At 30.7% G+C, this 22,914-nt stretch carries 27 protein-coding genes and 1 pseudogene; 19 read left to right on the forward strand and 9 right to left on the reverse strand.

Translation table 11 applies throughout. The features are described 5' to 3' along the window. The 15 genes from rpsE to WG945_RS15020 all read left to right on the forward strand — a co-directional run bounded on the left by rpsE (position 1) and on the right by WG945_RS15020 (position 11,074). Positions 1 to 525 carry a 30S ribosomal protein S5 gene (gene rpsE, locus WG945_RS14950; protein WP_082864291.1) on the forward strand — a complete coding sequence of 175 codons (525 nt, stop codon included), beginning with the start codon at positions 1 to 3 and terminating at the stop codon, positions 523 to 525. Between the two features lie 11 nt (positions 526 to 536). Further along, positions 537 to 719, forward strand: coding sequence for a 50S ribosomal protein L30 (gene rpmD, locus WG945_RS14955; RefSeq protein WP_068451547.1), 183 nt, complete (start codon positions 537 to 539; stop codon positions 717 to 719). Between the two features lie 14 nt (positions 720 to 733). Next, entirely contained in the window at positions 734 to 1,183 is a 450-nt protein-coding gene (gene rplO, locus WG945_RS14960; protein ID WP_068451550.1) for a 50S ribosomal protein L15, read from the forward strand. A gap of 13 nt (positions 1,184 to 1,196) precedes the next feature. Next, a complete protein-coding gene (gene secY / locus WG945_RS14965; protein ID WP_068451553.1) occupies positions 1,197 to 2,519 on the forward strand; it encodes a preprotein translocase subunit SecY in 1,323 nt (440 codons plus the stop codon). 1 nt (position 2,520) lies between these two features. Then, positions 2,521 to 2,736 (forward strand): translation initiation factor IF-1, encoded by a 216-nt coding sequence (gene infA / locus WG945_RS14970; protein WP_004568721.1) that lies wholly within the window; start codon positions 2,521 to 2,523, stop codon positions 2,734 to 2,736. 13 nt (positions 2,737 to 2,749) lie between these two features. After that, on the forward strand, positions 2,750 to 2,866 hold the full coding sequence (gene ykgO / locus WG945_RS14975) for a type B 50S ribosomal protein L36 (RefSeq protein ID WP_004568720.1): 117 nt from the start codon (positions 2,750 to 2,752) through the stop codon (positions 2,864 to 2,866). Further along, complete coding sequence (gene rpsM / locus WG945_RS14980) at positions 2,866 to 3,231, forward strand: 30S ribosomal protein S13 (protein WP_068451556.1); 366 nt, start codon at positions 2,866 to 2,868, stop codon at positions 3,229 to 3,231. Before ykgO ends, rpsM begins: the two co-directional genes overlap by 1 nt. A 77-nt stretch (positions 3,232 to 3,308) precedes the next feature. Further along, the gene (gene rpsK / locus WG945_RS14985; RefSeq protein WP_036825729.1) at positions 3,309 to 3,692 is read left to right on the forward strand and encodes a 30S ribosomal protein S11; all 384 of its coding nucleotides are present in this window, start codon (positions 3,309 to 3,311) and stop codon (positions 3,690 to 3,692) included. Positions 3,693 to 3,774: 82 nt separating this feature from the next. Continuing rightward, entirely contained in the window at positions 3,775 to 4,380 is a 606-nt protein-coding gene (rpsD, locus tag WG945_RS14990; RefSeq protein ID WP_068451559.1) for a 30S ribosomal protein S4, read from the forward strand. A 93-nt stretch (positions 4,381 to 4,473) separates the two neighbouring features. Next, positions 4,474 to 5,466, forward strand: a complete 993-nt coding sequence (locus WG945_RS14995) for a DNA-directed RNA polymerase subunit alpha (RefSeq protein ID WP_068451561.1) — start codon at positions 4,474 to 4,476, stop codon at positions 5,464 to 5,466. Positions 5,467 to 5,526: 60 nt separating this feature from the next. After that, on the forward strand, positions 5,527 to 6,000 hold the full coding sequence (gene rplQ, locus WG945_RS15000) for a 50S ribosomal protein L17 (protein ID WP_068451564.1): 474 nt from the start codon (positions 5,527 to 5,529) through the stop codon (positions 5,998 to 6,000). Between the two features lie 95 nt (positions 6,001 to 6,095). Continuing rightward, positions 6,096 to 7,214: a glutamine-hydrolyzing carbamoyl-phosphate synthase small subunit gene (gene carA / locus WG945_RS15005; RefSeq protein ID WP_068451567.1), complete on the forward strand. Its 1,119-nt coding sequence runs from the start codon at positions 6,096 to 6,098 to the stop codon at positions 7,212 to 7,214. 127 nt (positions 7,215 to 7,341) lie between these two features. Further along, on the forward strand, positions 7,342 to 8,631 hold the full coding sequence (eno, locus tag WG945_RS15010; protein WP_068451570.1) for a phosphopyruvate hydratase: 1,290 nt from the start codon (positions 7,342 to 7,344) through the stop codon (positions 8,629 to 8,631). 177 nt (positions 8,632 to 8,808) lie between these two features. Continuing rightward, positions 8,809 to 10,095, forward strand: a complete 1,287-nt coding sequence (locus WG945_RS15015; RefSeq protein ID WP_068451573.1) for a citrate synthase — start codon at positions 8,809 to 8,811, stop codon at positions 10,093 to 10,095. Between the two features lie 64 nt (positions 10,096 to 10,159). Then, a complete protein-coding gene (locus WG945_RS15020) occupies positions 10,160 to 11,074 on the forward strand; it encodes a dimethylarginine dimethylaminohydrolase family protein (protein WP_068451576.1) in 915 nt (304 codons plus the stop codon). Positions 11,075 to 11,238: 164 nt separating this feature from the next. Here WG945_RS15020 and WG945_RS15025 read toward each other — a convergent pair whose 3' ends face one another. The 8 genes from WG945_RS15025 to WG945_RS15060 form a co-directional block, all read right to left on the reverse strand. Further along, positions 11,239 to 11,934 (reverse strand): DUF4369 domain-containing protein, encoded by a 696-nt coding sequence (locus WG945_RS15025; protein WP_068451597.1) that lies wholly within the window; start codon positions 11,932 to 11,934, stop codon positions 11,239 to 11,241. 39 nt (positions 11,935 to 11,973) lie between these two features. After that, positions 11,974 to 13,281, reverse strand: a complete 1,308-nt coding sequence (locus WG945_RS15030) for a DUF819 domain-containing protein (RefSeq protein ID WP_068451600.1) — start codon at positions 13,279 to 13,281, stop codon at positions 11,974 to 11,976. A 2-nt stretch (positions 13,282 to 13,283) separates the two neighbouring features. After that, on the reverse strand, positions 13,284 to 13,958 hold the full coding sequence (locus tag WG945_RS15035) for a DUF2490 domain-containing protein (protein WP_068451603.1): 675 nt from the start codon (positions 13,956 to 13,958) through the stop codon (positions 13,284 to 13,286). Between the two features lie 177 nt (positions 13,959 to 14,135). Further along, positions 14,136 to 14,300 carry an Arc family DNA binding domain-containing protein gene (locus WG945_RS15040; RefSeq protein WP_082864293.1) on the reverse strand — a complete coding sequence of 55 codons (165 nt, stop codon included), beginning with the start codon at positions 14,298 to 14,300 and terminating at the stop codon, positions 14,136 to 14,138. Between the two features lies 1 nt (position 14,301). Further along, positions 14,302 to 15,225: an alpha/beta hydrolase gene (locus WG945_RS15045; RefSeq protein ID WP_068451606.1), complete on the reverse strand. Its 924-nt coding sequence runs from the start codon at positions 15,223 to 15,225 to the stop codon at positions 14,302 to 14,304. 1 nt (position 15,226) lies between these two features. Further along, positions 15,227 to 15,727 carry a hypothetical protein gene (locus WG945_RS15050; RefSeq protein ID WP_197482106.1) on the reverse strand — a complete coding sequence of 167 codons (501 nt, stop codon included), beginning with the start codon at positions 15,725 to 15,727 and terminating at the stop codon, positions 15,227 to 15,229. A 1-nt stretch (position 15,728) separates the two neighbouring features. Beyond that, positions 15,729 to 15,887 (reverse strand): DUF4177 domain-containing protein, encoded by a 159-nt coding sequence (locus WG945_RS15055; RefSeq protein WP_157603704.1) that lies wholly within the window; start codon positions 15,885 to 15,887, stop codon positions 15,729 to 15,731. Positions 15,888 to 15,975: 88 nt separating this feature from the next. After that, entirely contained in the window at positions 15,976 to 16,836 is an 861-nt protein-coding gene (locus tag WG945_RS15060; RefSeq protein WP_068451609.1) for an SPFH domain-containing protein, read from the reverse strand. Positions 16,837 to 16,958: 122 nt separating this feature from the next. On the opposite strand from WG945_RS15060, the gene WG945_RS15065 reads away from it, so the two are divergent. The 3 genes and pseudogenes from WG945_RS15065 to WG945_RS15075 all read left to right on the forward strand — a co-directional run bounded on the left by WG945_RS15065 (position 16,959) and on the right by WG945_RS15075 (position 18,982). After that, positions 16,959 to 17,738: a S1/P1 nuclease gene (locus WG945_RS15065; RefSeq protein ID WP_068451612.1), complete on the forward strand. Its 780-nt coding sequence runs from the start codon at positions 16,959 to 16,961 to the stop codon at positions 17,736 to 17,738. A gap of 115 nt (positions 17,739 to 17,853) precedes the next feature. Then, positions 17,854 to 18,360 carry a TlpA disulfide reductase family protein gene (locus WG945_RS15070; protein ID WP_068451615.1) on the forward strand — a complete coding sequence of 169 codons (507 nt, stop codon included), beginning with the start codon at positions 17,854 to 17,856 and terminating at the stop codon, positions 18,358 to 18,360. A gap of 17 nt (positions 18,361 to 18,377) precedes the next feature. Then, a pseudogene (locus WG945_RS15075) lies at positions 18,378 to 18,982 on the forward strand (thioredoxin family protein). A 106-nt stretch (positions 18,983 to 19,088) separates the two neighbouring features. Here the strand turns inward: WG945_RS15075 and WG945_RS15080 are convergent. Further along, positions 19,089 to 20,330, reverse strand: a complete 1,242-nt coding sequence (locus WG945_RS15080) for a DEAD/DEAH box helicase (RefSeq protein ID WP_068451618.1) — start codon at positions 20,328 to 20,330, stop codon at positions 19,089 to 19,091. Between the two features lie 596 nt (positions 20,331 to 20,926). Here WG945_RS15080 and WG945_RS15085 point away from each other — a divergent pair. Beyond that, positions 20,927 to 22,906 carry a protein-disulfide reductase DsbD family protein gene (locus WG945_RS15085; RefSeq protein WP_068451621.1) on the forward strand — a complete coding sequence of 660 codons (1,980 nt, stop codon included), beginning with the start codon at positions 20,927 to 20,929 and terminating at the stop codon, positions 22,904 to 22,906. Positions 22,907 to 22,914: the final 8 nt, after the last annotated feature.

Raw genomic sequence — 22,914 nt, forward strand, 5'->3', positions numbered from 1 at the left:
ATTATGCAAGGATATAAAAACGTAGAAAGAGTAAAACCTAGTGGGTTAGATCTTGTAGATAGATTAGTAGGAGTACAACGTGTTACTAAAGTAACAAAAGGTGGTAGAGCATTTGGTTTCTCTGCAATCGTTGTTGTTGGAGATAGTAATGGTGTTGTTGGACACGGTTTAGGTAAATCTAAAGATGTTGCTTCTGCAATTGCTAAAGCAATTGAGGATGCAAAGAAAAATTTAGTTAGAATTCCTATTTTAAACGGAACATTACCTCATGAACAAAAAGGTAAGTTTGGTGGAGCTAAAGTATTTTTAAAGCCAGCTTCTCATGGTACTGGAGTTATCTCTGGTGGTTCTGTAAGACACGTACTTGAGGCAGTAGGTATTAAAGATGTATTATCAAAATCTCAAGGATCATCAAATCCCCATAACGTAGTTAAAGCAACTTTTAATGCTTTATTACAATTACGTAGTGCAGCAGTTATTGCTAAGCAAAGAGGGATTTCTTTAGACAAAGTATTTAACGGATAAACCTAAGAACGATGGCAAGAATAAAAGTTACACAAGTGAAAAGTCAAATCGGACGTCTACAAAGTCAAAAGAGAACTTTAGAGGCATTAGGTTTACGTAAAATGCACCAAACTGTAGAGCATGAGGCAACTCCTTCTATAGTTGGTATGGTAAATACAGTTAAACACTTAGTTTCTTTCGAAGAAATTAAATAAGATATTTAGAAAAGATGAGTTTACATAATTTAACACCGGCAGAAGGTTCCATTAAAAAAGGAAAAAGAATTGCAAGGGGTGAAGGATCTGGAAAAGGTGGTACCGCTACAAGAGGACACAACGGACAGAAATCTCGTTCTGGTTATTCTAAAAAGATTGGTTTTGAAGGGGGACAAATGCCTCTTCAAAGACGTGTACCAAAATTTGGTTTCACAAATATTAATCGTTTAGAATATCAAGGTATCAACATCGATAAATTACAATCTTTAGTTGATAGTGGAAAGATAACAGATACAGTTACTTTAGATACTTTAATTGCTAACAGATTAGCAAGAAAAAACGACTTAATTAAGATATTAGGTAATGGAGAATTAAAGGCTAAATTAAATATAACTGTACATAAATTTACAGCAACAGCAAAAGCAGCTATCGAAGCAGCTGGAGGAGAAGCTGTTACTTTATAACATCCCGTAAATGATGAATTTTATTAATAGATTAAAAGAGATTTTCAGTATTGAAGAGTTGAAGAATAAAATTCTTCTAACAATCGGTTTAATTGCTGTGTATCGTTTTATGGCTTCTGTTCCATTACCTGGAATAGATCCATTACAACTTTCAGCTTTAAAAGAGAGTACTTCAGGAGGTCTTTTAGGTTTATTGAATGCATTTACAGGTGGAGCATTTGCTAGAGCGTCAGTAATGGCACTTGGTATTATGCCTTATATTTCTGCATCTATTGTAGTTCAGTTAATGGGAATTGCGGTTCCGTATTTACAAAAATTACAAAAAGATGGAGAAAGTGGACGTAAAAAAATTACACAAATAACTAGATGGTTAACAATTGGTATTACGTTGGTACAAGCACCAACGTATATTACTGCTATTAAAACTCAGTTTGGTTTAGGACCAGAAGCATTTTTAGTAAGTGGAGCTACGTTTTGGATATCATCAATTATCATTTTAACTGCAGGAACAATTTTTGCAATGTGGTTGGGAGAGCGTATTACAGACAAAGGTGTTGGTAATGGTATTTCATTATTAATTACTGTAGGTATTATTGCTAACTTTCCAGCTGCATTTTTACAAGAGTTTGTTGCTAAAACAACAAATGCAGGAGCGGGTGGTATTATGATGGTTTTAATTGAAATCATTGTTTGGTTTGTAGTAATTTTATTAACTGTGCTATTAGTAACTGCTGTTCGAAAGATTGCAGTGCAATATGCTAGAAGAACAGTTGTAGGAAATGTACAAAACGTTGCAGGTTCAAGAGATTATATTCCTTTGAAGTTAAATGCAGCAGGTGTTATGCCAATTATCTTTGCTCAAGCAATTATGTTTTTACCAGTTGCTTTAGCTCAGAGATTTCCAGCAATTGCTAGTTTACAAGATATGAATGGTTTATGGTACAATGTAATTTTTGCATTGTTAATTATCATTTTTAGTTATTTCTATACTGCTATTACTATTCCTACGAATAAAATGGCAGATGATTTAAAGAGAAGTGGTGGTTTTATACCGGGTATTAGACCAGGAAAAGACACAGCAGATAGATTAGATTCTGTATTGTCTAGAATTACGTTCCCAGGATCGTTATTTTTAGCAGCATTATCAATCTTACCAGCAATTGTAGTTCAGTTTGGAGTACAACAAAGTTGGGCCATGTTTTATGGTGGTACATCATTAATAATAATGGTTGGGGTTGCAATTGATACGTTGCAACAAATTAATTCGTATTTATTAAATCGTCATTATGATGGTTTAATGAAAGCGGGAAATAGCAACAGAAAATCGAATAAATAATATGGCTAAACAATCAGCAATTCAACAAGACGGAACAATAACAGAAGCTTTATCTAATGCAATGTTTCGTGTAGAATTAGAAAATGGACATATTGTTACGGCACACATTTCAGGTAAAATGCGTATGCATTATATAAAATTATTACCAGGAGATAAGGTGAAATTAGAAATGAGCCCATACGATTTATCAAAGGCAAGAATTACTTACAGATACTAAAAAAACAAAACAGATGAAAGTTAGAGCATCAGTTAAAAAAAGAAGTGCCGACTGCAAAATAGTTCGCAGAAAAGGTAGATTATACGTGATTAATAAACAAAATCCTAGATTTAAACAAAGACAAGGGTAATGGCAAGAATAGCAGGTATTGATATTCCAAAGAATAAAAGAGGAGTTATCGCTTTAACTTACATCTTTGGTATAGGAAGCAGCAGAGCAATTAAAGTTCTAGCAGAAGCAAAAGTAGATGAGAGCATTAAAGTTCAAGATTGGACAGATGATCAAATCGCAGCAATTAGAGAACAAGTTGGATCTTTCACTATTGAAGGAGAATTACGTTCTGAGGTACAGGTTAACATCAAACGTTTGATGGATATCGGTTGTCAAAGAGGTATTCGTCATAGACTTGGTCTTCCTTTAAGAGGACAAAGAACTAAGAATAACTCTCGTACAAGAAAAGGTAAGAGAAAAACTGTAGCTAACAAGAAAAAATAAGTTAGATAAAGTAATAAAGATCTAATAATAGTTTTTACTATAAAGTTAGAAAACTAAATTACTAAAACTGAAAAATTATGGCAAAAGCAAGTTCAAAAAAGCGTAAAGTAATAATTGATGCTATTGGAGAGGCGCACGTAACTGCATCTTTTAACAACATCATTATTTCTTTAACAAATAAAAAAGGTGACGTTATTTCTTGGTCATCTGCAGGTAAAATGGGTTTTAGAGGTTCTAAAAAGAATACTCCATATGCAGCTCAATTAGCCGCAGAAGATTGTGCAAACGTTGCAAAAGAAGCAGGTTTACGTAAAGTAAAAGTGTATGTAAAAGGACCGGGTAATGGTAGAGAATCTGCTATTAGATCAATTCATAATGCAGGTATAGAAGTAACAGAAATTATTGATGTTACACCTATTCCTCATAACGGATGTCGCCCTCCTAAGAGAAGAAGAGTATAATTTAATTTTTTAATTTGATAGGAACAAGATTATCGAAGGAGAAAGCCTTAATTCATAATCCCTATCTATAACAACAAAAGAAATGGCAAGATATACAGGACCAAAAACTAAAATTGCTCGTAAGTTTGGTGAAGCAATTTTTGGAGAAGATAAAAACTTCGAAAAAAGAAATTTCCCTCCAGGACAGCATGGAAATGCAAGAAGAAGAGGAAAGAAATCTGAATATGCAACTCAATTAATGGAGAAGCAAAAAGCGAAATATACTTATGGTATTTTAGAGCGTCAATTCAGTAACTTGTTTAAAAAAGCACAAGCTGCTTCTGGTATTACAGGTGAAATCTTATTACAATTATGTGAATCTCGTTTAGATAACGTTGTTTACAGAATGGGTGTTGCAAACTCTAGAAGTGGAGCACGTCAATTAGTTTCTCATAGACATATTACTGTTAATGGAGAAATAGTGAACATACCTTCTTATAGCTTAAATGCTGGAGATGTTGTAGCTGTAAGAGAGAAGTCTAAATCTTTAGTTGCTATTGAAAATGCATTAGCTTCTAACAGCAATGTTTTTGAATGGTTAACTTGGAACACTGATACTAAAACTGGAACTTTTGTAAAAGCACCAGAAAGATTACAAATTCCAGAAAACATCAAAGAACAATTAATCGTAGAATTATATTCTAAGTAATAAATTAATCACATTGAAATTCGGCCAAAGGGTTTATAAATATTTCTTCACATTTATAAACCGCGCAACCGAATTGCAATTAAAACGAAGAAAATGGCAATTTTAAATTTTCAAAAACCAGATAAAGTAATAATGATTGAATCTACTGATTTTACAGGTAGATTCGAGTTTAGACCTTTAGAACCAGGTTTTGGTTTAACAATAGGAAATGCTCTAAGAAGAGTTCTTTTATCTTCTTTAGAAGGGTTTGCAATTACATCATTAAGAATTGATGGTGTAGAGCATGAATTTTCTACTGTTTCTGGAGTAGTAGAAGATGTTACAGAAATTATTTTAAACTTAAAGCAAGTACGTTTTAAGAAACAAATAGAAGAAACAGATAGAGAAACTGTATCTATTTCATTATCTGGTCAAGAGCAGTTTACTGCAGGAGACTTACAGAAATTTATCTCTGGTTTTCAAGTATTGAATCCAGATTTAGTAATCTGTAATATGGATAAATCTGTAAAATTAAATGCAGAAATTACTATAGAAAAAGGTAGAGGATTTGTACCTGCAGAAGAAAATAAAAAGGCTTCTGCTCCAATAGGAACAATTTTTACTGATTCTATTTACACACCAATTAAGAATGTAAAGTATGCAATCGAAAATTACCGTGTAGAACAAAAAACGGATTATGAAAAATTAGTTTTCGATATCGATACTGATGGATCAATCAATCCAAAAGATGCATTAACTGAAGCTGCTAAAATTTTAATTCACCACTTTATGTTATTCTCTGATGAGCGTATCACTTTAGAGGCCGATGAAATTGCACAGACAGAAACGTATGATGAGGAATCATTACACATGCGTCAGTTATTAAAAACTAGATTAATCGATATGGATTTATCTGTTAGAGCTTTAAATTGTTTAAAGGCTGCAGAAGTAGATACTTTAGGAGATTTAGTTTCTTTTAACAAAAGTGATTTAATGAAGTTTAGAAACTTTGGTAAAAAATCATTAACAGAACTAGAAGAATTAGTGATTGTTAAAGGTTTAAGTTTTGGAATGGATTTAACAAAATATAAATTAGATAGAGATTAATTTTTCATAATTTGCTCCTCATAGTGAGTTGATGCAAGATGAAATTATAAAACAAAGGTCATGAGACACGGAAAAAAGCATAATCATTTAGGAAGAACTACTTCACACAGAAAGGCAATGTTAGCTAATATGACATGTTCTTTAATAGAACATAAACGTATTAACACTACAGTGGCTAAAGCAAAAGCATTAAGAGTTTTTGCAGAACCATTAATAACAAAGTCTAAAAGTGATACTACTCACAACAGACGTGTTGTATTTTCTCACTTACGTGATAAATATGCAGTTACAGAGTTATTTAAAGAAATTTCTGTAAAAGTAGCAGATAGACCAGGAGGTTATCTTCGTATTATTAAGTTAGGAAATCGTCAAGGGGATAATGCTCCTATGGCAATGGTAGAATTAGTTGATTACAACGAAATTTACAATCCTAATGGTAAAAAAGCTAAGAAAACTACACGTAGAGGAAGAAGCAAAAAAGCAGATGCTCCACAAGTAGAAGGAACAGCAACAGAAGAAAAATCTGAAGAATAAAAAATGAGAATTTTTTAAATTATATAAAAGGGATAAGCGTTTACGCTTATCCCTTTTTTTTTATATTTTTGCAATAAGAAACACAACAACTATCAATGAAATATCAAACACGAAAAAAGGCACTTGTTTTATTAGCAGATGGAACAATTTTTTATGGTAAATCCGTAGGAATAGAAGGAACTTCTACTGGTGAAATCTGTTTTAATACAGGTATGACAGGGTATCAAGAAATTTTTACAGATCCATCTTATTTTGGTCAATTAATGGTTGCAACAAATGCACATATTGGTAATTATGGGGTAAATGATAATGAAGTTGAATCTGATGGAATCAAAATTTCAGGTTTAATTTGTAGAAATTTTAGTTTTACTCATTCTAGAGTAGATTCTAATGGTAATTTAAAAGATTGGTTTACAAAACATAATCTTGTTGCTATTTCTGATGTTGATACTAGAGCATTAGTATCTTATATTAGAGATAATGGTGCAATGAATGCTATTATTTCTACTGATGTAGATAATATTGATGCTTTAAAAAAACAATTAGCTTCTGTACCAAGTATGGAAGGCTTAGAGTTGGCTTCTAAAGTTTCTACAAAAGAACCTTACTATGTTGGTGATGAGAATGCTACTATCAAAATATCTGCCTTAGATATCGGTATAAAAAAGAATATTTTAAGAAACTTAGCCAAAAGAGGTGCTTATATTAAAGTGTTTCCTTACAATGCAAAGTTTGAAGATTTAGCTGCATTTAATCCTGATGGTTATTTTATTTCTAATGGCCCTGGAGATCCAGAACCTTTAATTGAAGCACAAGAAGTAGCTAAAGAAATAATAGAAAGAAATTTACCTTTATTTGGTATCTGTTTAGGTCATCAAGTGATTGCTTTGGCTAACGGAATTTCTACTTATAAAATGTACAACGGTCATAGAGGAATTAATCATCCTGTTAAAAACTTATTGACTGGTAAAGGAGAAATTACTTCTCAAAACCATGGTTTTGCTATCAACAGAGAAGAAACAGAAGCTAATGACAATGTAGAAATTACTCATGTTCATTTAAATGATCATACAGTAGCGGGAATCCGTATGAAAGACAAGAATGTTTTTTCTGTACAATACCACCCAGAAGCTAGCCCTGGACCGCATGATTCTGAGTATTTATTCGATCAATTTATAAAAAATATTAAGGAAGCAAAATCAGTAACAAATTAGTATTTGTTCAATTATTTTAGCTGAAAACGTTTTCGTAAGTAACTCTTTAAAACCACTCTTTTAAGAGTGGTTTTTTGTAAATTAGCGGTATAAATAAAAGACATAAATTAATTAAATAATAAATAATATGAGCATTATAATTAGCGTTCACGCACGTCAAATTTTTGATTCAAGAGGTAACCCAACGGTTGAAGTAGATGTAACTACAGAAAATGGTGTTTTAGGTAGAGCAGCAGTTCCTTCTGGAGCTTCTACAGGAGAGCATGAAGCTGTTGAATTACGTGATGGTGGTAAAGATTACATGGGTAAAGGTGTTTTAAAAGCTGTATCTAACGTAAATAACATTATTGCAGCAGAATTATTAGGTACTTCTGTTTTTGAACAGAATGCTATTGATCAATTAATGATTGATTTAGATGGTACACCAAATAAATCTAAATTAGGAGCCAATGCTATTTTAGGAGTTTCTTTAGCTGCTGCTAAAGCTGCTGCTAATGAGTTAGGAATGCCTTTATACAGATATGTAGGTGGTGTTTCTGCAAATACTTTACCATTACCAATGATGAATATCATTAATGGTGGTTCTCATTCTGATGCTCCAATTGCTTTTCAAGAATTTATGATTATGCCAGTTAAGGCAAAAACATTTACTGAAGCTATGAAAATGGGTTCTGAAATTTTTCATAACTTGAAAAAAGTTTTACACGATAGAAATTTATCTACTGCTGTTGGAGATGAAGGAGGTTTTGCTCCAAACTTACCAGGAGGTACTGAAGATGCTATTGAAACAATTGCATTAGCAGTTAAAAATGCTGGTTACGTTTTTGGTGAAGAAATTAAAATTGCATTAGATTGTGCTGCTGCAGAATTTTATGTTGATGGTAAATATGATTACACTAAGTTTGAAGGTGAAACAGGAAAAATTAGAACAAGTAAAGAACAAGCAGATTATTTAGCTGAATTAACTGGTAAATATCCTATTATTTCTATTGAAGATGGGATGGATGAAAATGACTGGGATGGTACAAAATACCTTACTGAATTAATTGGAGATAAAGTTCAATTAGTTGGTGATGATTTATTTGTTACTAATGTAGAGCGTTTGGCTAAAGGAATTGAGAATGGAATAGCAAATTCTATTTTAATTAAAGTAAACCAAATTGGAAGTTTAACAGAAACTATTGCAGCTGTAAATATGGCTAAAAATGCAGGTTATACTTCAGTAATGTCTCATAGATCTGGTGAAACAGAAGATAATACTATTGCAGATTTAGCAGTAGCATTAAACTGTGGACAAATAAAAACTGGTTCTGCTTCTCGTTCTGATAGAATGGCAAAATACAACCAATTATTACGTATTGAAGAAGAATTAGGTGCAACTGCTTATTTTCCAGGAGAAAATGCTTTTAAACTTTAAGAGTAACTTTTTTAAATAGATTATAACCTCATAAGAAATTATGAGGTTTTTTTTGCATTATTCTTACATAAGTTACCTTTATTTTAAAATTCTTAAAATCTATTAGTGCACCCTTTTAAAATACTATTAAATTTGGTATCTTCGTCAAACTTAACAATACTAAAAAATCATCAGTAAATGTCAGATACAGCTAAATTACAGATTGGAGATAAAACTTATGAGTTTCCACTTGTAAAGGGTACAGAAAATGAAGTAGCCATAGATATTAAAACCTTAAGAGGTGCAACTAATGGAATTATAACTATAGATCCAGGTTATAAGAACACAGGTTCATGTGAAAGTGCTATTACTTTCTTAGATGGAGAAAAAGGTATTTTACGTTATAGAGGCTATTCTATTGAAGAGTTAGCTGAAAAAGCAGATTTTTTAGAAGTATCTTATGCATTAATATTTGGTAATTTACCTACAAAGGCAGAATTAGAAAAATTTCATAATGACATTAGAGATCATTCATTAGTAGATGATGATGTTAGAAAAATATTAGAAGCATTTCCAAAGACAGCACACCCAATGGGAGTATTGTCTTCTTTAACAAGTGCTTTAACTGCATTTAATCCATCTTCAGTTAATATTGAGTCTAGAGAAGATATGTACAACGCTATTGTACGTATTATGGCTAAATTTCCAGTATTAGTAGCTTGGACTATGCGTAAGCAAAAAGGAATGCATTTAAATTATGGACAAAAATCTTTAGGTTATGTAGAGAATTTGATGTTTATGATGTTTAAGCAACCAAATGAAGATTTTGTAATTAATCCTATTGTTAAAGACGCTTTAGACAAATTGTTAATTTTACATGCAGATCATGAGCAAAACTGTTCTACATCTACTGTAAGAATTGTTGGTTCTTCTCATGCTGGTTTATTTGCATCTCTTTCTGCAGGAATTTCTGCACTTTGGGGACCATTACACGGTGGAGCAAACCAAGCTGTATTAGAAATGTTAGAAGGAATTAGAGCTGACGGCGGTGATACTAAGAAGTACATGGCTAAAGCAAAAGATAAAAATGATCCTTTCCGTTTAATGGGATTTGGTCATAGAGTTTATAAAAACTTCGATCCAAGAGCTAAAATTATTAAAGCAGCAGCAGATGATGTTTTAAATGATTTAGGTGTTAAAGATCCTATTTTAGATATTGCAAGAAGTTTAGAGCAAGAAGCTTTAAATGATCCATATTTTGTTGAAAGAAAATTATATCCAAATGTAGATTTCTATTCTGGTATTATTTACAGAGCTATGGGAATCCCTACAGAGATGTTTACAGTAATGTTTGCTTTAGGACGTTTACCAGGTTGGATTGCTCAGTGGAAAGAAATGCGTCTTAATAAAGAACCAATAGGTAGACCACGTCAAATTTATACTGGAGAAAATTACAGACCATTTACAGGTATAGAAAAAAGATAAATTTTATTACATTTACAAAATCAAAGCTTCATATTTTATGAAGCTTTTTTTAATTATTTTATGTATGTTACAATTAAATATTAAAAACGAAACCTCTAGATTAAGAGCTGTAATTTTAGGTACTGCCAAAAGCAATGGAGGAGTACCTAAAGTAGAAAGCTGTTATGATCCTAAAAGTATTGAACACGTTTTAGCGGGAACATACCCTAAAGAATCTGCAATGAACTTAGAGATGGAAGCTGTTGCTGAAATTTTAAAGAAGTATGATGTAGAAGTATTTAGGCCAGATATAATTGAAAATTACAATCAAATATTTTCTAGAGACATTGCTTTTGTTATTGAAGACACTTTTATAGAAGCAAACATTCTTCCAGACAGAGAAAAAGAATATAGAGCAATAGACAAAGTAATATCAAAAATAGACCCTAAAAAAGTGGTTGTCTTACCTAAAGAATGTCATGTAGAAGGTGGTGATGTGATGCCATGGAATGATTATCTTTTTATTGGTACGTATTCTGGTAGTGACTATTCTGATTATATTACAGCCCGAACAAATATGGACGCAGTAATTGCACTACAAGAGCTATTTCCTGAAAAGAAAGTAAAATCTTTTGAGTTAAGAAAATCAAATACCAATGCTAAAGAAAATGCTTTGCATTTAGACTGTTGTTTTCAACCCATAGGAAAAGACAAAGCAATTCTTCACAAAAATGGTTTTTTAATAGAAAGAGAATATCAATGGTTAGTTAATTTCTTTGGAGAGGAAAATATTTTCGAAATTACTAAAGAAGAAATGTATAGTATGAATAGTAATATCTTTTCAATTTCTGAAGAAGTTATTATTTCTGAAAAAAACTTTACAAGATTAAATACTTGGCTTAGAGATAAAGGTTTTACTGTAGAAGAAGTTGCGTATTCTGAAATTGCGAAGCAAGAAGGCTTACTTAGATGCTCTACGTTGCCTTTAATAAGAGATTAAAAGTAGATGTTATAACCGTTTTATAATTGAGTATTAAAACTCAATTATATTTTGATAAAGAAGTTAAAAATGTGAAAAAAAAATAAACCTTTTTAGACATTCTATTAAATAAAAAAACGAGCAAATTGCTCGTTTTTTTATTTAATAGAATATAATTTTCTTTATTACTTTTTCTTAATAGAATTTAAGTATTCTTGAAAACGTTTTCCGTATTCAGAGCTTTTTACTTTATCTGATAAAGAACTATTTACGGTATCTAACATTTTTAAACTAGCATCATACATCTCTGTTAACCCAATATAAGGTGCTACTTCATAGTCTGCATTTGTAAGTGCAAAATTAGTAGTAAATAAAACTCTTCTTTTTGCAAGATTTTTATAGTCTTTTTCTAATTGAGCAATTAACTCCTGGTCATTTGTTTTTTTAGCTTCAAAATCTTTTTTGATAAAGTCTAATCGTTGATCTTGAAATTTACTTTTAATTTTATTATACTTATCTAAAATTTCTTGATTTTTAGATCCGGTTATTTGCGGTGTAAATCCAAATTTGTCAACATTGTCATTAATGGTTATCGTTCCCTCTTCACCAAAAAATAAAATTCTTTTATCCGTAGTATTTCCATCAAAGGTTAAGTAATACAAAACAGGAGACTTTACATCATCTGTTAAAATAAATTGATCACTCCCTATTAAGTTTACAGAATCTACAGAAACTAAAAGAGTGTCTTTCATCTTCTGAAGGTATAAAGTACCTTTTTTAAGACCTTTAATTTGCCCTTTAACAATCATATTACCTTCTTTTTTAGAAGAACATGCTGTAATTAAAATAGATAGGACTAAAAGCGTAATAATTTTCTTCATAAATCTATATTTTTCGTCTGCAAATATGCTGATTTTTATTTAAAGTGTTGCTGATAATTCCATTAAAATAGTACATAAAATGGCACCAATTGTTCCTATGGCGTATCCAAAAACAGCTAATAAAACACCTACAGTAGCTAAAGATGGATGAAACGCTTGTGCTACAATTGGGGCAGAAGCTGCACCACCAACATTTGCTTGACTACCAAGTGCTAAAAAGAAATAAGGTGCTTTTATTAATTTGGCAACTACAATTAATAAACCAGCATGAATAGACATCCAAACAAGACCAATAGCAATTAAGCCAACATTGTCAAAAATCATTGCTAAATCCATTTTCATACCAATGGTAGCAACCAAAATGTAAATAAATACACTTCCAATTTTACTAGCGCCCGCACCTTCGTAATTTTTTGCTTTTGTAAAAGATAAGATAACTGCAATAACTGTAGAAATACTAATCAACCAAAAGAAACTAGAACCTAAGAAAGTAAAGATGTTTCTCCAAGTTTCAGAAGCAATACTTGCTACTAAGTTACTGAAAAAAGCACTTAAGTATTCTGCTGTAAAATGCCCAAAACCAACGGTACCAAAAGCAATTGCAAGAATTATCATAAAGTCTGTTACAGAAGGATTCCTTTTTACTTTCTTAGCAAATAAAGATACTTTTTCTTTTAAATCTTCTATGGCAGAAGTATCTGCACCTAACCATTTGTCTATTTTATCTTTTTTACCAATACCTATTAATAGAATCGCCATCCAAACATTTGCTACTACAATATCAACAAACACCATTCCTCCATATTTGGCAGGGTTGTATTTATAAATTTCTAACATGGCAGTTTGGTTTGCACCACCACCAATCCAACTTCCTGCAAGTGTAGATAAACCACGCCAAACAGCATCAAAATCTGATCCACCAACAGTTTCTGGAGAGAAAATTGAGATGAGTAAAATAGCTAAAGGCCCACCAATAATAATACCTACAGTTCCCGTAAAAAACATAATTAATGCTTTAGAACCTAAGTTAAAAATAGCTTTTAAATCGATGCTTAGTGTCATTAAAACTAGGGCAGCTGGTAATAAAAATCGACTAGAAATATAATACAATTGAGATTTTCCTTTTACAACTTCTCCTGCTGCACTTAAGGTTTCCCATTCTGGGGATATTATTCCGACTGTTGTAAAAATAGCGGGAATAAAATATGCCATAAATAAACCTGGTACAATTTTATAAAATTTATGCCAAAAGCCACTTGTTTTATTTTCTGTATAAAAAACGAAACCGAGTGATAACATTAAGATTCCAAAAACGATTGCATCATTTGTAAAAGTTGGTGCGGTCATACTTATATTGTTTTATTTGTAAAGTCTGTATTTAATATAATCCCTAATTGTAATCTATGAAGATCACTATTTGAAAATTTTGTGTAAAAGTAACCTAATTTTAGTTTTAGGCTCTCATTAATTTTTTTAAGAATGCCAGCACCTGTTCTATTTTGGCTGTATGCTTTAGAAGCAAATTTTATAAAAAGTTCGCTAAACGTGTAAGCTTCTAAATTGTTAGAAATTGGGTGTTTTAAAAATAAGCCATAACGTATTCTATGTGCTACTTCGTTAGTCGCGTTTTTTCTTTTAAATCTTTGTGCTAAACGGACGCGATGTTTTACTTGAATAGTACTCCAATGATCTTTAATGTTTAAATCTTGATAAAACCGATATTCATGCAAATCAGCAGCATCTTTTTCGTAACTTGTATCTGTTATAGAATAGACGCTACCGCCTGTAACATTAATCTTGTTATTAAAGGCATAATTAATACCTAATCTATAAATTTCTTGTTGATATTCATTTGCCAATTCATAATATCTAAAATGGGCACTTGTTGTAAGTTTTATTTTTTTAGAAAGCTTATGAGACCCATTGTACATATACCAAGTTCCTAATTTACTTTCTGCAGAAGATTGTGCATGTAGTTTAAAGTAAAAGAGCAGTAATAAAATAATTAGTATTTTGTTATTCATAAATTAATTAGATCAAAAAAATTATATTTTAATTGATTTTTATCAAGTAGGCAATATACAAAATACTAAACGCTCAATAAAAATTGAGCGTCTATTTTTAATCTTTATATCGTTTTTAATTTCTTGAAAAAGTAATTCTAATGTTTGTTTTAAAAGTTATTAAATATAGGTGTTAATTTACTCTTCTTTTTTAGTAGGTTCTCTTTTTGCATTTTTAAGAGCTTGCATAAGCATCCATTCTATTTGTCCGTTTGTAGAACGAAATTCATCTGCAGCCCATTTTTCAATAGCTTTTATCATGTCTTCATTAACTCGCAACGCGAATGCTTTTTTCTTTGCCATGTTACTTTTTTATAAATAAACTGATGGTTTTAATTAGTTTATCTGAGATTTGGTATTCCGGAGAATAATAAGATTTTAAATTGTTTTCCTCTTCTTGGATGTCTTTTAAAACATGATTCATGTTTTCTATAATCACCAATTTAGAGTTTGGGTTTGCGGAATGTAGTAATTTTGCGTCTTCAACTGTTACCTGAAGATCTTTATCTCCATTAATAATTAAAATAGGAATCTGTAGTTTTTTAATTTCTGATTCAGGATTTAATTGCATCCAAGAATATAAAAAAGGTTGATTTGGTTTGCCAAATATGCTCATTAAAAACGGATGTACGGTTTCAATTTTACCTTTTACTCTTAAAGTGTCAAACTGTTTTCGGGCTGCAATACCTAAAGGGGCATTGTTCTTTGTAATTTGTTTTATAATCGTTTCATCAATTTGTTCTCCTGTGCCAGCAATAGAAATGTATTTGTCAACATTTTTAGCAGCCATCATTGCAATTAATGAACCTTGACTATGGCCAATTAAAATAATTTTAGAAAAGCGGGTGTCATTTTTAAAATGAGCGATTACTTTTTCTGCATCCACAGTAAAATCGGTAATCTTTGTGTTTGCTAATAACTTGCTGTTATTCTTATTAGCCGTTCTTTTATCATAACTAAAGAAAGCTATATTTTCTTTATTGATGGAGTCTCTAAATTGTTTAATATAGTTTGCTTGTACGTTTTGTGCAGACTGATTTCCGTTTCTCTCAATAGGACCAGAGCCATGAACCCAAATGATTAAAGGCGTATTTTCTTTGGTAAATGTTAAGGTTCCTGGAAGTTCTATTTCTCCATTTTTTATTAAAATTTCTTCGGATTTAACTTGTGCAAAAGAAATTGATATTCCAAAAATTGAGATTATAATATAAGTGATACATCGAATCATATTAATTTTTTTTAATAATATAAGTTTCTAAGATACGCATAGCTTCTTCCTTTTTTTGCGTACCAATTAATAATTTCTTACCATTTTTAAATATAAGCTGAATGCCAATATCACCAGAAACATTTATTGCCTTCTCTTTTCCTTTATTAAAAAAAAAGCCACCTCTTAATCCCCAACCTCCAAACTCACTTATAGGATAATAAGTTCTTACATACGCTTTAGAAATTGTATTCCAAGGAATTGTTTTTACTTTAAGATGCAAAGGAAAAAACTGGTAATGAATTCCCTTTTCATCAATTCTTGTTGTAAGCTTAAATAAAAAAATCAATGAAATTGATAATAAAAAAATTCCGATAGTAATTAAAAATTCTTGTGTTGATAAAGTAGATCCCTTTTTAAAGTATTTTTTTATCATCATTGCTGTAGGTAAAATAGAAGCAACAATTAATATTAAAATCAACCAAGTTTGTCTAAAACGTTGTTCTTCTTTAAATATTTTCATTTTAGCGATTTTTGTTACGTTCAAAAATTACAGAGTTCCAACCTTGAGGCACTTCTTTATAAACCCAACCTTCTCTAGCATATTGATTTAATAAGTCTTCAAAATTTTGAACACGATTTCTAAGACCTAGTTTTAATTGTACTATTTTATATTCTTTCATGTTTATTCTTTTTTGTTTTAGAGTTACAAAGGTTTAAAGTGAATAAAGTTGTGGAGTTGTCATTTTTTTTAGCTCCACTAAACACTAATTAATGACTCAACGTACCCGCATTAACAATAGGAGAGGCTTCTTTATCGCCACATAAAATAACCAATAAATTACTTACCATTGCAGCTTTTCGTTCATCATCTAGCTCTACAATTTGTTTTCTACTTAATTCGTTTAAAGCCATTTCTACCATTTCCACAGCACCTTGTACAATTTTATGTCTTGCAGCTACAATTGCAGTTGCTTGTTGTCTTTTTAACATGGCAGAAGCAATTTCTTGCGCATACGCTAAGTAACCAATTCTTGCTTCTAAAACTTCTATACCTGCAATAGACAAGCGCTCGTCTATTTCTTTTTCTAAAGCTTCAGACACTTCGTTTACACTAGAGCGTAAGGTTATATCTTCATCATGACCTTCATCTGCAAAATTATCATACGGATACATACTAGCCAACTTTCTTACAGCTGCATCTGTTTGTACACGTACAAAGTTCTCATAATTATCTACATCAAAAGCTGCCTTGTAAGTGTCTGTTACTCTCCAAACCAAAATTGTAGAAATCATGATCGGATTTCCTAATTTGTCATTTACTTTTAAACGTTCAGAATCGAAATTACTAGCTCTTAAAGAAATTGTTTTTTTCTTATAGAGTGGGTTTGCCCAATACAAACCATTAGATTTAATGGTTCCTACATATTTACCAAATAATAAAATTACTTTAGACGTGTTTGGGTTTACAAGAATAAATCCGAAGAAACCAATAAAGCCAATTAAACTAACAATTGCATATACAATTGTTTCTTCCATGGCAGAGAATACAATTCCGCCAATAAATAATAATATTACTATTAATAACATTAAATAACCGTTTGCTGGTTTAATAATTTTTTCTGTTTTCATATAGATTCGTTTAAAGTGATATTAAAATGATATCGTAAAGATATACTATTATTTTTGAGATTTACAAATTTGGTGAAGATTATTTTTATAAATTTGTTGAAACATAATTTTAAAAGCACAAGATGAAGATTAAATTACTTTTTATACTATCGCTATTTTTATTCTCAAGTTATACAAAAGAAGAAACTGTATTTTGGGGGCCAACAGGACACAGAACTACTGGTAAAATAGCAGAATATCATTTAACAAACAAAGCAAAAAGAAAAATTGATAAATTGTTAAAGGGACAAAGTTTAGCTTTTGTATCCACCTTTGGTGATGAAATAAAATCTGATAAAAAGTACAATGAATTTTATTCATGGCATTATGTAAATATGGGCTTGGATGAAAAATATGCAGATGCAGAAAAAAATCCGGCAGGAGATATGGTTACTGGTATACAAAAATGTGTGCAAGTTTTAAAGGATGATAATAGTAGTGAAGAAGATAAAGTTTTCTATTTAAAAATGTTAGTACATTTAGTAGGAGATTTACACCAACCAATGCATGTTGGCCAAAGAGAAGATAAAGGAGGGAATACCATACAAGTTCAGTGGTTTGGTAAAGGTGCAAATTTACATTCAGTTTGGGATTCTAAAATAATTGAAGAGTGGAATATGAGTTATATTGAGTTGGCTGAAAATGCAAAAGATTTATCAAAAGCAGAAATTAAAGCCATCGAAAATGGAACTGTTGTAGATTGGGTAGATGAAGTTCATGAAGTTACAAAAGAAGTTTATAAATCTGTTAAAGTTGGAGAAAATTTAAAATACAGATATTCTTACGATCATTTAGAAACCGTAAGAACTCAATTACAAAAAGGGGGAATTCGTTTGGCAAAAATTTTAAACGAAATTTTCTAGTTAAAAAATCAACACTTATAAGAATAGCCTCATAAATTTACTTTTATGAGGCTATTTTTTGTTAAGGATTAGTTAATTGTTTTTTAGTAAGATATCTTCTTTGTAATTTTATAAAATGCTAAAAAAAAGTTTTTATACTTTATTGTTTTTCTCCCTTTTAATCTCTTGTAAAAAAGGAGAAGTAAAAGAGCTATCACAAAAAGTTACTTCTGTAAAGTCTTATACATATAACGAGTTGAAGCCTTTGTTAGAGAGAAATGATGGTAAAACGTATGTGGTTAATTTTTGGGCAACTTGGTGTGCTCCTTGTATTAAAGAATTACCCGCATTTGAAAAATTAAACGAAGAATATGCTGCTAAAAATGTAGAAGTTATTTTGGTAAGTTTAGATTTTCCGAAACAAGTAGATAAAAGATTAATTCCTTTTATCAATAAAAATAATTTGCACTCTAAAGTAGTTTTATTAAATGATGTGAATGAAGATGTTTGGATAAAAGCAATCGATTCTACTTGGTCTGGAGCATTACCTGCTACTTTAATTTACAATGCAAAGGGTAGAAAATTTTATGAGCAATCTTTCGATTATGAAAAACTAGAGTCTGAATTAAAAACTATTTTATAAACTAATAAAGGAACGATATGAAATATACAAAATCAATTTTAATATTATTTGTAGTTTTAGTAGCAAGTGCCTTTACTGTAAAAACGACAGCAGGTTACCAAGTAGGAGATACAATAGAAGACTTTAAATTAATAAATATTGATGATAAGATGGTTTCTTTGTCAGATTATTCTGATGCAAAGGGCTTTATTCTCATTTTTACGTGTAATACATGTCCGTACTCGGTAGCTAATGAGGATAGAATAATTGACTTAGATGCAAAATATAAGAAATTAGGATATCCGGTAATTGCAATTAATCCTAATGATCCAAAAGCATCTAAAGGAGATAGTTTAGAGGATATGAAGGTTAGGGCTAAAGAAAAAGGATTTACGTTTCCTTATTTGTTAGATCAAGAACAAAAAGTGTATCCCAAATTTGGGGCAACAAAAACACCACATGTATTTGTTGTTGGTAAACCAAGTATGAAAGTTGAATATATTGGGCAATAGACAATAACTCTAGAGACGCAGATGCTGTAACAGAAAAATATGTAGAAGACGTTGTAGATGCTTTATTGTCTGGTAAAAAACCAACTAAAACAAACACAAGAGCAATTGGTTGTTCTATAAAAGTATTATAAGAAAAATGATTTAGAAGATTAATTGAACTTTTTCCTCTATTTACTAAAAATCCCAAGTTTTCACTTGGGGTTTTTTTATGATGTATTTAAAAAACTAAACTAGTTGTTAATACCAGCGTTTTTTATTCTTTTTAGAAGCTTCAGATTTTCTTCCTTTATTGTGTTTGCTAACCGTATTTGGTTGCTTTTTTCTGTGTTTTGGAGGTGCAATTGGGTAAGGGTGTTCTGCAATTACTTTAATAGGCTTTTCTATTAATTTTTCTATTAATTTAATATAAGCATTTTCATCTGGAGAGCAGAAAGAAAAAGCAATTCCAGATTTTCCTGCTCTACCAGTTCTACCAATTCTATGAATATAGGTTTCTGGTATGTTAGGAATATCAAAATTAATAATGGCATCTACATTTGTAATGTCAATTCCACGTGCAGCAACATCAGTTGCAATTAATATATTTGCTTTTTTATCTTTAAAATCTTCAATAGCTTTGTTACGTATTGCTTGGGTTTTATCACCATGAATACTTGTAACTTTATAGCCGTTTTTAAGTAAAGATTCTTCTAATTTATCTACACCAAATTTTGTGCGTCTAAAAATAATTATCTTCCCATTTATGGTATTTCTTAATAAATGCAAACATAAATCGGTTTTGTTTTTCTTTGGAAGATAATACAATAACTGACCAATATTTTTAGCAGTTGTTTCTTCTGGATTTATTTCAACCTTTACAGGACTTTTTAAAATCCTTTTAGCCAATTCATCTATTTTTTCTGGAATTGTTGCAGAAAAAAGTAACGTTTGTTTTTGTTTAGGACATAATGCTTCAATTTTTTTAACATCGGCAATAAACCCCATGTCTAGCATTAAATCTGCTTCATCTAACACAAAAATTTCAATAGCACTTAAATCGATATTTCCTTGCAACTGTAAGTCAATTAATCTACCAGGAGTTGCTACTAAAACATCTACACCTTCGCCTAATATTTCTTTTTGAGGTTCTAAAGATACACCTCCAAAAACAGCAGTAGTTTTTAAATCTGTGTATTTGCTATAGCTTACAAAGTTTTCTAGAATTTGTATTGCTAATTCACGAGTTGGCGTTATAATTAAAGACTTTATCTTTTTCTTAGCTTTTTGCGCTTCCTTTTCTTCTTTATCTAATAATAATTGAATGATAGGCAATGCAAAAGCAGCAGTTTTTCCTGTACCAGTTTGTGCAGAAACAATTACATTTTTTTTAGCTAAAACTAAAGGAATTGCTTTTTCTTGTACTTGGGTTGGTCTGTGAAATCGCTCTTCAGCAACTGCTTTTAAGATTGATTTATGTAAAGGTAATTCAGAAAACTGCATTGATTATTTTTATTGCAAAGATAGTTTAATTGTACTTATGCGTATTGTATTTATAAAAAATTGAATGTTAAAGACGTTTTGTGCTCAAAAGAGCGAATCCTACTTAAAAAACTGAAACCGTTTAAACTGTTGAAAATGTAAAATTTTTATTAGTAAAGATGACCAGAACTATGTTTAGAATTTGAATTAGATACTAAAGGAATAAATACTTATGAAAATGTTAAAAAGACCGCCTGAATAAGCAAATCTTTAGATACAATTGACCTTAATTCAGATAAAGTTGATACATTAGTCGCTATTTTATATCCAGAAATTATAAAAGTCTCATAAGGAAGATTTTTATAGAAATTTTAGAAAAAACAAATCTAATTATATAAAAGGATATAAGCCGGAGTAAGGTTGTAATCGTTTTTATATAGAGCTATTAAAATGTTCTATTGACGATGTTATAATAGGATAAAATTTTAAAGAGCAACGTTAAAATATTAATATTGAATCTTTAAGGAAGTTTACTCTAAGTTTGATAAAATGTTATCAATCTTTTAAATTAAAATTTATTAAAAATAAAACTGATACCAAATACTAAATAAAAATAGATGAAAAAAATAATTTTAATTTTAATATTAACCCTTGGGTTTACAGCCTATTCTCAAGTTTTTGAGCCAGTTAAATGGACAACTTCTGTAGAAAAAGTGTCAGATACAGAATACAATCTGGTAGCAAACGCAAGTATAGATCAAGGTTGGCATTTATATTCTCAGGATGTACCAGAGGACGGACCAATAGCAACACTTTTTAATTTTGAAGAAAATGAAAATTACACTTTAATTGGGGATGTTCTAGAAGAAGAAGGACACACGATAGATGATCCTGTTTTTAATATGGTCATTAAGTTTTTTGAGAACAATGCAATATTTAAACAAAAAATAAAAATAACCAATAAAGAACTTTCTTTTATAAAAGGAGAGGTCGAATTTATGGTTTGTGATGATAGTAAATGTCTTCCACCAACTTATATTGATTTAGAATTTAATTTTAATAATACAATTGTTAAAAAAGATGCTGCAGCAACAGGTGTAACTTCAAAAAAAGAAGCTGTTGTTCATAGCACATCTATAAACAACCCAAGTAAAGACAATAATCAAAGAGGTTTAATCTCAATTTTCTTAATTGCTTTTTTATCTGGTTTTGCGGCATTGTTAACGCCTTGTGTGTTCCCAATGATACCAATGACGGTAAGTTTTTTTACCAAACAAAGTAAAACCAAGGCAGCAGGAATTAGAAATGCCATTATTTACGGATTATCAATTATTGTTATTTACGTTTTATTAGGGGTTTTAGTCAGTCTTATTTTTGGTGCAGACTCATTAAATGCCTTGTCTACAAATGTTTGGTTTAACGTTATCTTTTTTATTTTATTATTGGTTTTTGCTACTTCTTTTTTAGGAGCTTTCGAAATTATGTTACCAAATTCTTGGGCAAATAAAGTAGATTCTCAAGCAGATAGAGGTGGTTTAATTGGTATCTTTTTTATGGCTTTGGCACTTGCAATTGTATCCTTCTCATGTACAGGCCCAATTGTTGGTACCTTATTAGTAGAAGCTGCTGCTGGTGGAAGTCAAATAGGTCCAATTGTGGGGATGTTAGGCTTTTCTTTAGCAATAGCTTTACCATTTGCATTATTTGCAGCGTTTCCTGGTTGGTTAAATTCTTTGCCAAAATCTGGTGGTTGGTTAAACACAGTAAAAGTAGTTTTAGGATTCTTAGAACTTGCTTTGGCTTTCAAATTTTTGTCAAATGCAGACTTAGTACTTCAATTACACTGGTTAGAAAGAGAAGTGTTTATAGCTATTTGGATTGCCATTTTTGGAGGGTTAACTTTATATCTTTTCGGAAAAATACAGTTACCACATGATTCTCCTGTAAAACATATTTCTGTTGGTAGATTAGGTTTAGGATTATTTTCATTAACTTTTACATTGTATATGTTACCAGGTTTATGGGGAGCTCCATTAAATTTAATTAGTGCTTTTCCGCCACCACAACATTATAGTGAATCTCCCTACGGTGTTGGGTATATGAAATTAGGTTCTGGAGATGTATCTAATATTGAAATTCCTGACGGAGCACATTTAATGGCGCCGCATAATATTTTAGCATTTAATGATTATGATAAAGGTTTAGCGTATGCTAAAAAAGTTGGCAAACCAGTAATGATGGACTTTACGGGACATGCATGTGTAAATTGTAGAAAGATGGAACAAAATGTCTGGGTACAGCCTAAGGTTTTAAAATTGCTGAAAAATGATGTAATTCTAATTTCTTTATATGTTGATGATAAAAGAAAGTTGAAGGATGAAGAAGTGGTAGATAGCAAATTAAGACCTGGTAAGAAACTAAAATATATTGGTCAGAAATGGAGTGAATTGCAAACCATTAAATACAAAACCAATACACAGCCTTTTTATGTTTTAATGAATCATAATGAAGAGGATTTAAATGCACCAGTAGGGTATACGCCTAACACAGATGAGTATTATACTTGGATGAAAGAAGGAATTGAAAAGTTTAAATAATTTTAATT

The sequence above is a fragment of the Polaribacter atrinae genome, from assembly GCF_038023995.1.
Lineage (GTDB): Bacteria > Bacteroidota > Bacteroidia > Flavobacteriales > Flavobacteriaceae > Polaribacter > Polaribacter atrinae.

Coding starts and splice junctions, on each gene's coding strand:
- WG945_RS15030 (WP_068451600.1), bottom strand. CDS start 13,281: ATGACCGCACCAACTTTTACAAATGATGCAATCGTTTTTGGAATCTTA.
- rpsK (WP_036825729.1), top strand. CDS start 3,309: ATGGCAAAAGCAAGTTCAAAAAAGCGTAAAGTAATAATTGATGCTATT.
- carA (WP_068451567.1), top strand. CDS start 6,096: ATGAAATATCAAACACGAAAAAAGGCACTTGTTTTATTAGCAGATGGA.
- WG945_RS15025 (WP_068451597.1), bottom strand. CDS start 11,934: ATGAAGAAAATTATTACGCTTTTAGTCCTATCTATTTTAATTACAGCA.
- WG945_RS15080 (WP_068451618.1), bottom strand. CDS start 20,330: ATGCAGTTTTCTGAATTACCTTTACATAAATCAATCTTAAAAGCAGTT.
- WG945_RS15065 (WP_068451612.1), top strand. CDS start 16,959: ATGAAGATTAAATTACTTTTTATACTATCGCTATTTTTATTCTCAAGT.
- WG945_RS15050 (WP_197482106.1), bottom strand. CDS start 15,727: ATGAAAATATTTAAAGAAGAACAACGTTTTAGACAAACTTGGTTGATT.
- WG945_RS15055 (WP_157603704.1), bottom strand. CDS start 15,887: ATGAAAGAATATAAAATAGTACAATTAAAACTAGGTCTTAGAAATCGT.
- WG945_RS15020 (WP_068451576.1), top strand. CDS start 10,160: ATGTTACAATTAAATATTAAAAACGAAACCTCTAGATTAAGAGCTGTA.
- WG945_RS15015 (WP_068451573.1), top strand. CDS start 8,809: ATGTCAGATACAGCTAAATTACAGATTGGAGATAAAACTTATGAGTTT.
- rpmD (WP_068451547.1), top strand. CDS start 537: ATGGCAAGAATAAAAGTTACACAAGTGAAAAGTCAAATCGGACGTCTA.
- infA (WP_004568721.1), top strand. CDS start 2,521: ATGGCTAAACAATCAGCAATTCAACAAGACGGAACAATAACAGAAGCT.
- WG945_RS15085 (WP_068451621.1), top strand. CDS start 20,927: ATGAAAAAAATAATTTTAATTTTAATATTAACCCTTGGGTTTACAGCC.
- rpsD (WP_068451559.1), top strand. CDS start 3,775: ATGGCAAGATATACAGGACCAAAAACTAAAATTGCTCGTAAGTTTGGT.
- WG945_RS15070 (WP_068451615.1), top strand. CDS start 17,854: ATGCTAAAAAAAAGTTTTTATACTTTATTGTTTTTCTCCCTTTTAATC.
- WG945_RS15040 (WP_082864293.1), bottom strand. CDS start 14,300: ATGGCAAAGAAAAAAGCATTCGCGTTGCGAGTTAATGAAGACATGATA.
- WG945_RS15060 (WP_068451609.1), bottom strand. CDS start 16,836: ATGAAAACAGAAAAAATTATTAAACCAGCAAACGGTTATTTAATGTTA.
- secY (WP_068451553.1), top strand. CDS start 1,197: ATGAATTTTATTAATAGATTAAAAGAGATTTTCAGTATTGAAGAGTTG.
- rplO (WP_068451550.1), top strand. CDS start 734: ATGAGTTTACATAATTTAACACCGGCAGAAGGTTCCATTAAAAAAGGA.
- ykgO (WP_004568720.1), top strand. CDS start 2,750: ATGAAAGTTAGAGCATCAGTTAAAAAAAGAAGTGCCGACTGCAAAATA.
- WG945_RS15035 (WP_068451603.1), bottom strand. CDS start 13,958: ATGAATAACAAAATACTAATTATTTTATTACTGCTCTTTTACTTTAAA.
- rplQ (WP_068451564.1), top strand. CDS start 5,527: ATGAGACACGGAAAAAAGCATAATCATTTAGGAAGAACTACTTCACAC.
- WG945_RS14995 (WP_068451561.1), top strand. CDS start 4,474: ATGGCAATTTTAAATTTTCAAAAACCAGATAAAGTAATAATGATTGAA.
- eno (WP_068451570.1), top strand. CDS start 7,342: ATGAGCATTATAATTAGCGTTCACGCACGTCAAATTTTTGATTCAAGA.
- WG945_RS15045 (WP_068451606.1), bottom strand. CDS start 15,225: ATGATTCGATGTATCACTTATATTATAATCTCAATTTTTGGAATATCA.
- rpsM (WP_068451556.1), top strand. CDS start 2,866: ATGGCAAGAATAGCAGGTATTGATATTCCAAAGAATAAAAGAGGAGTT.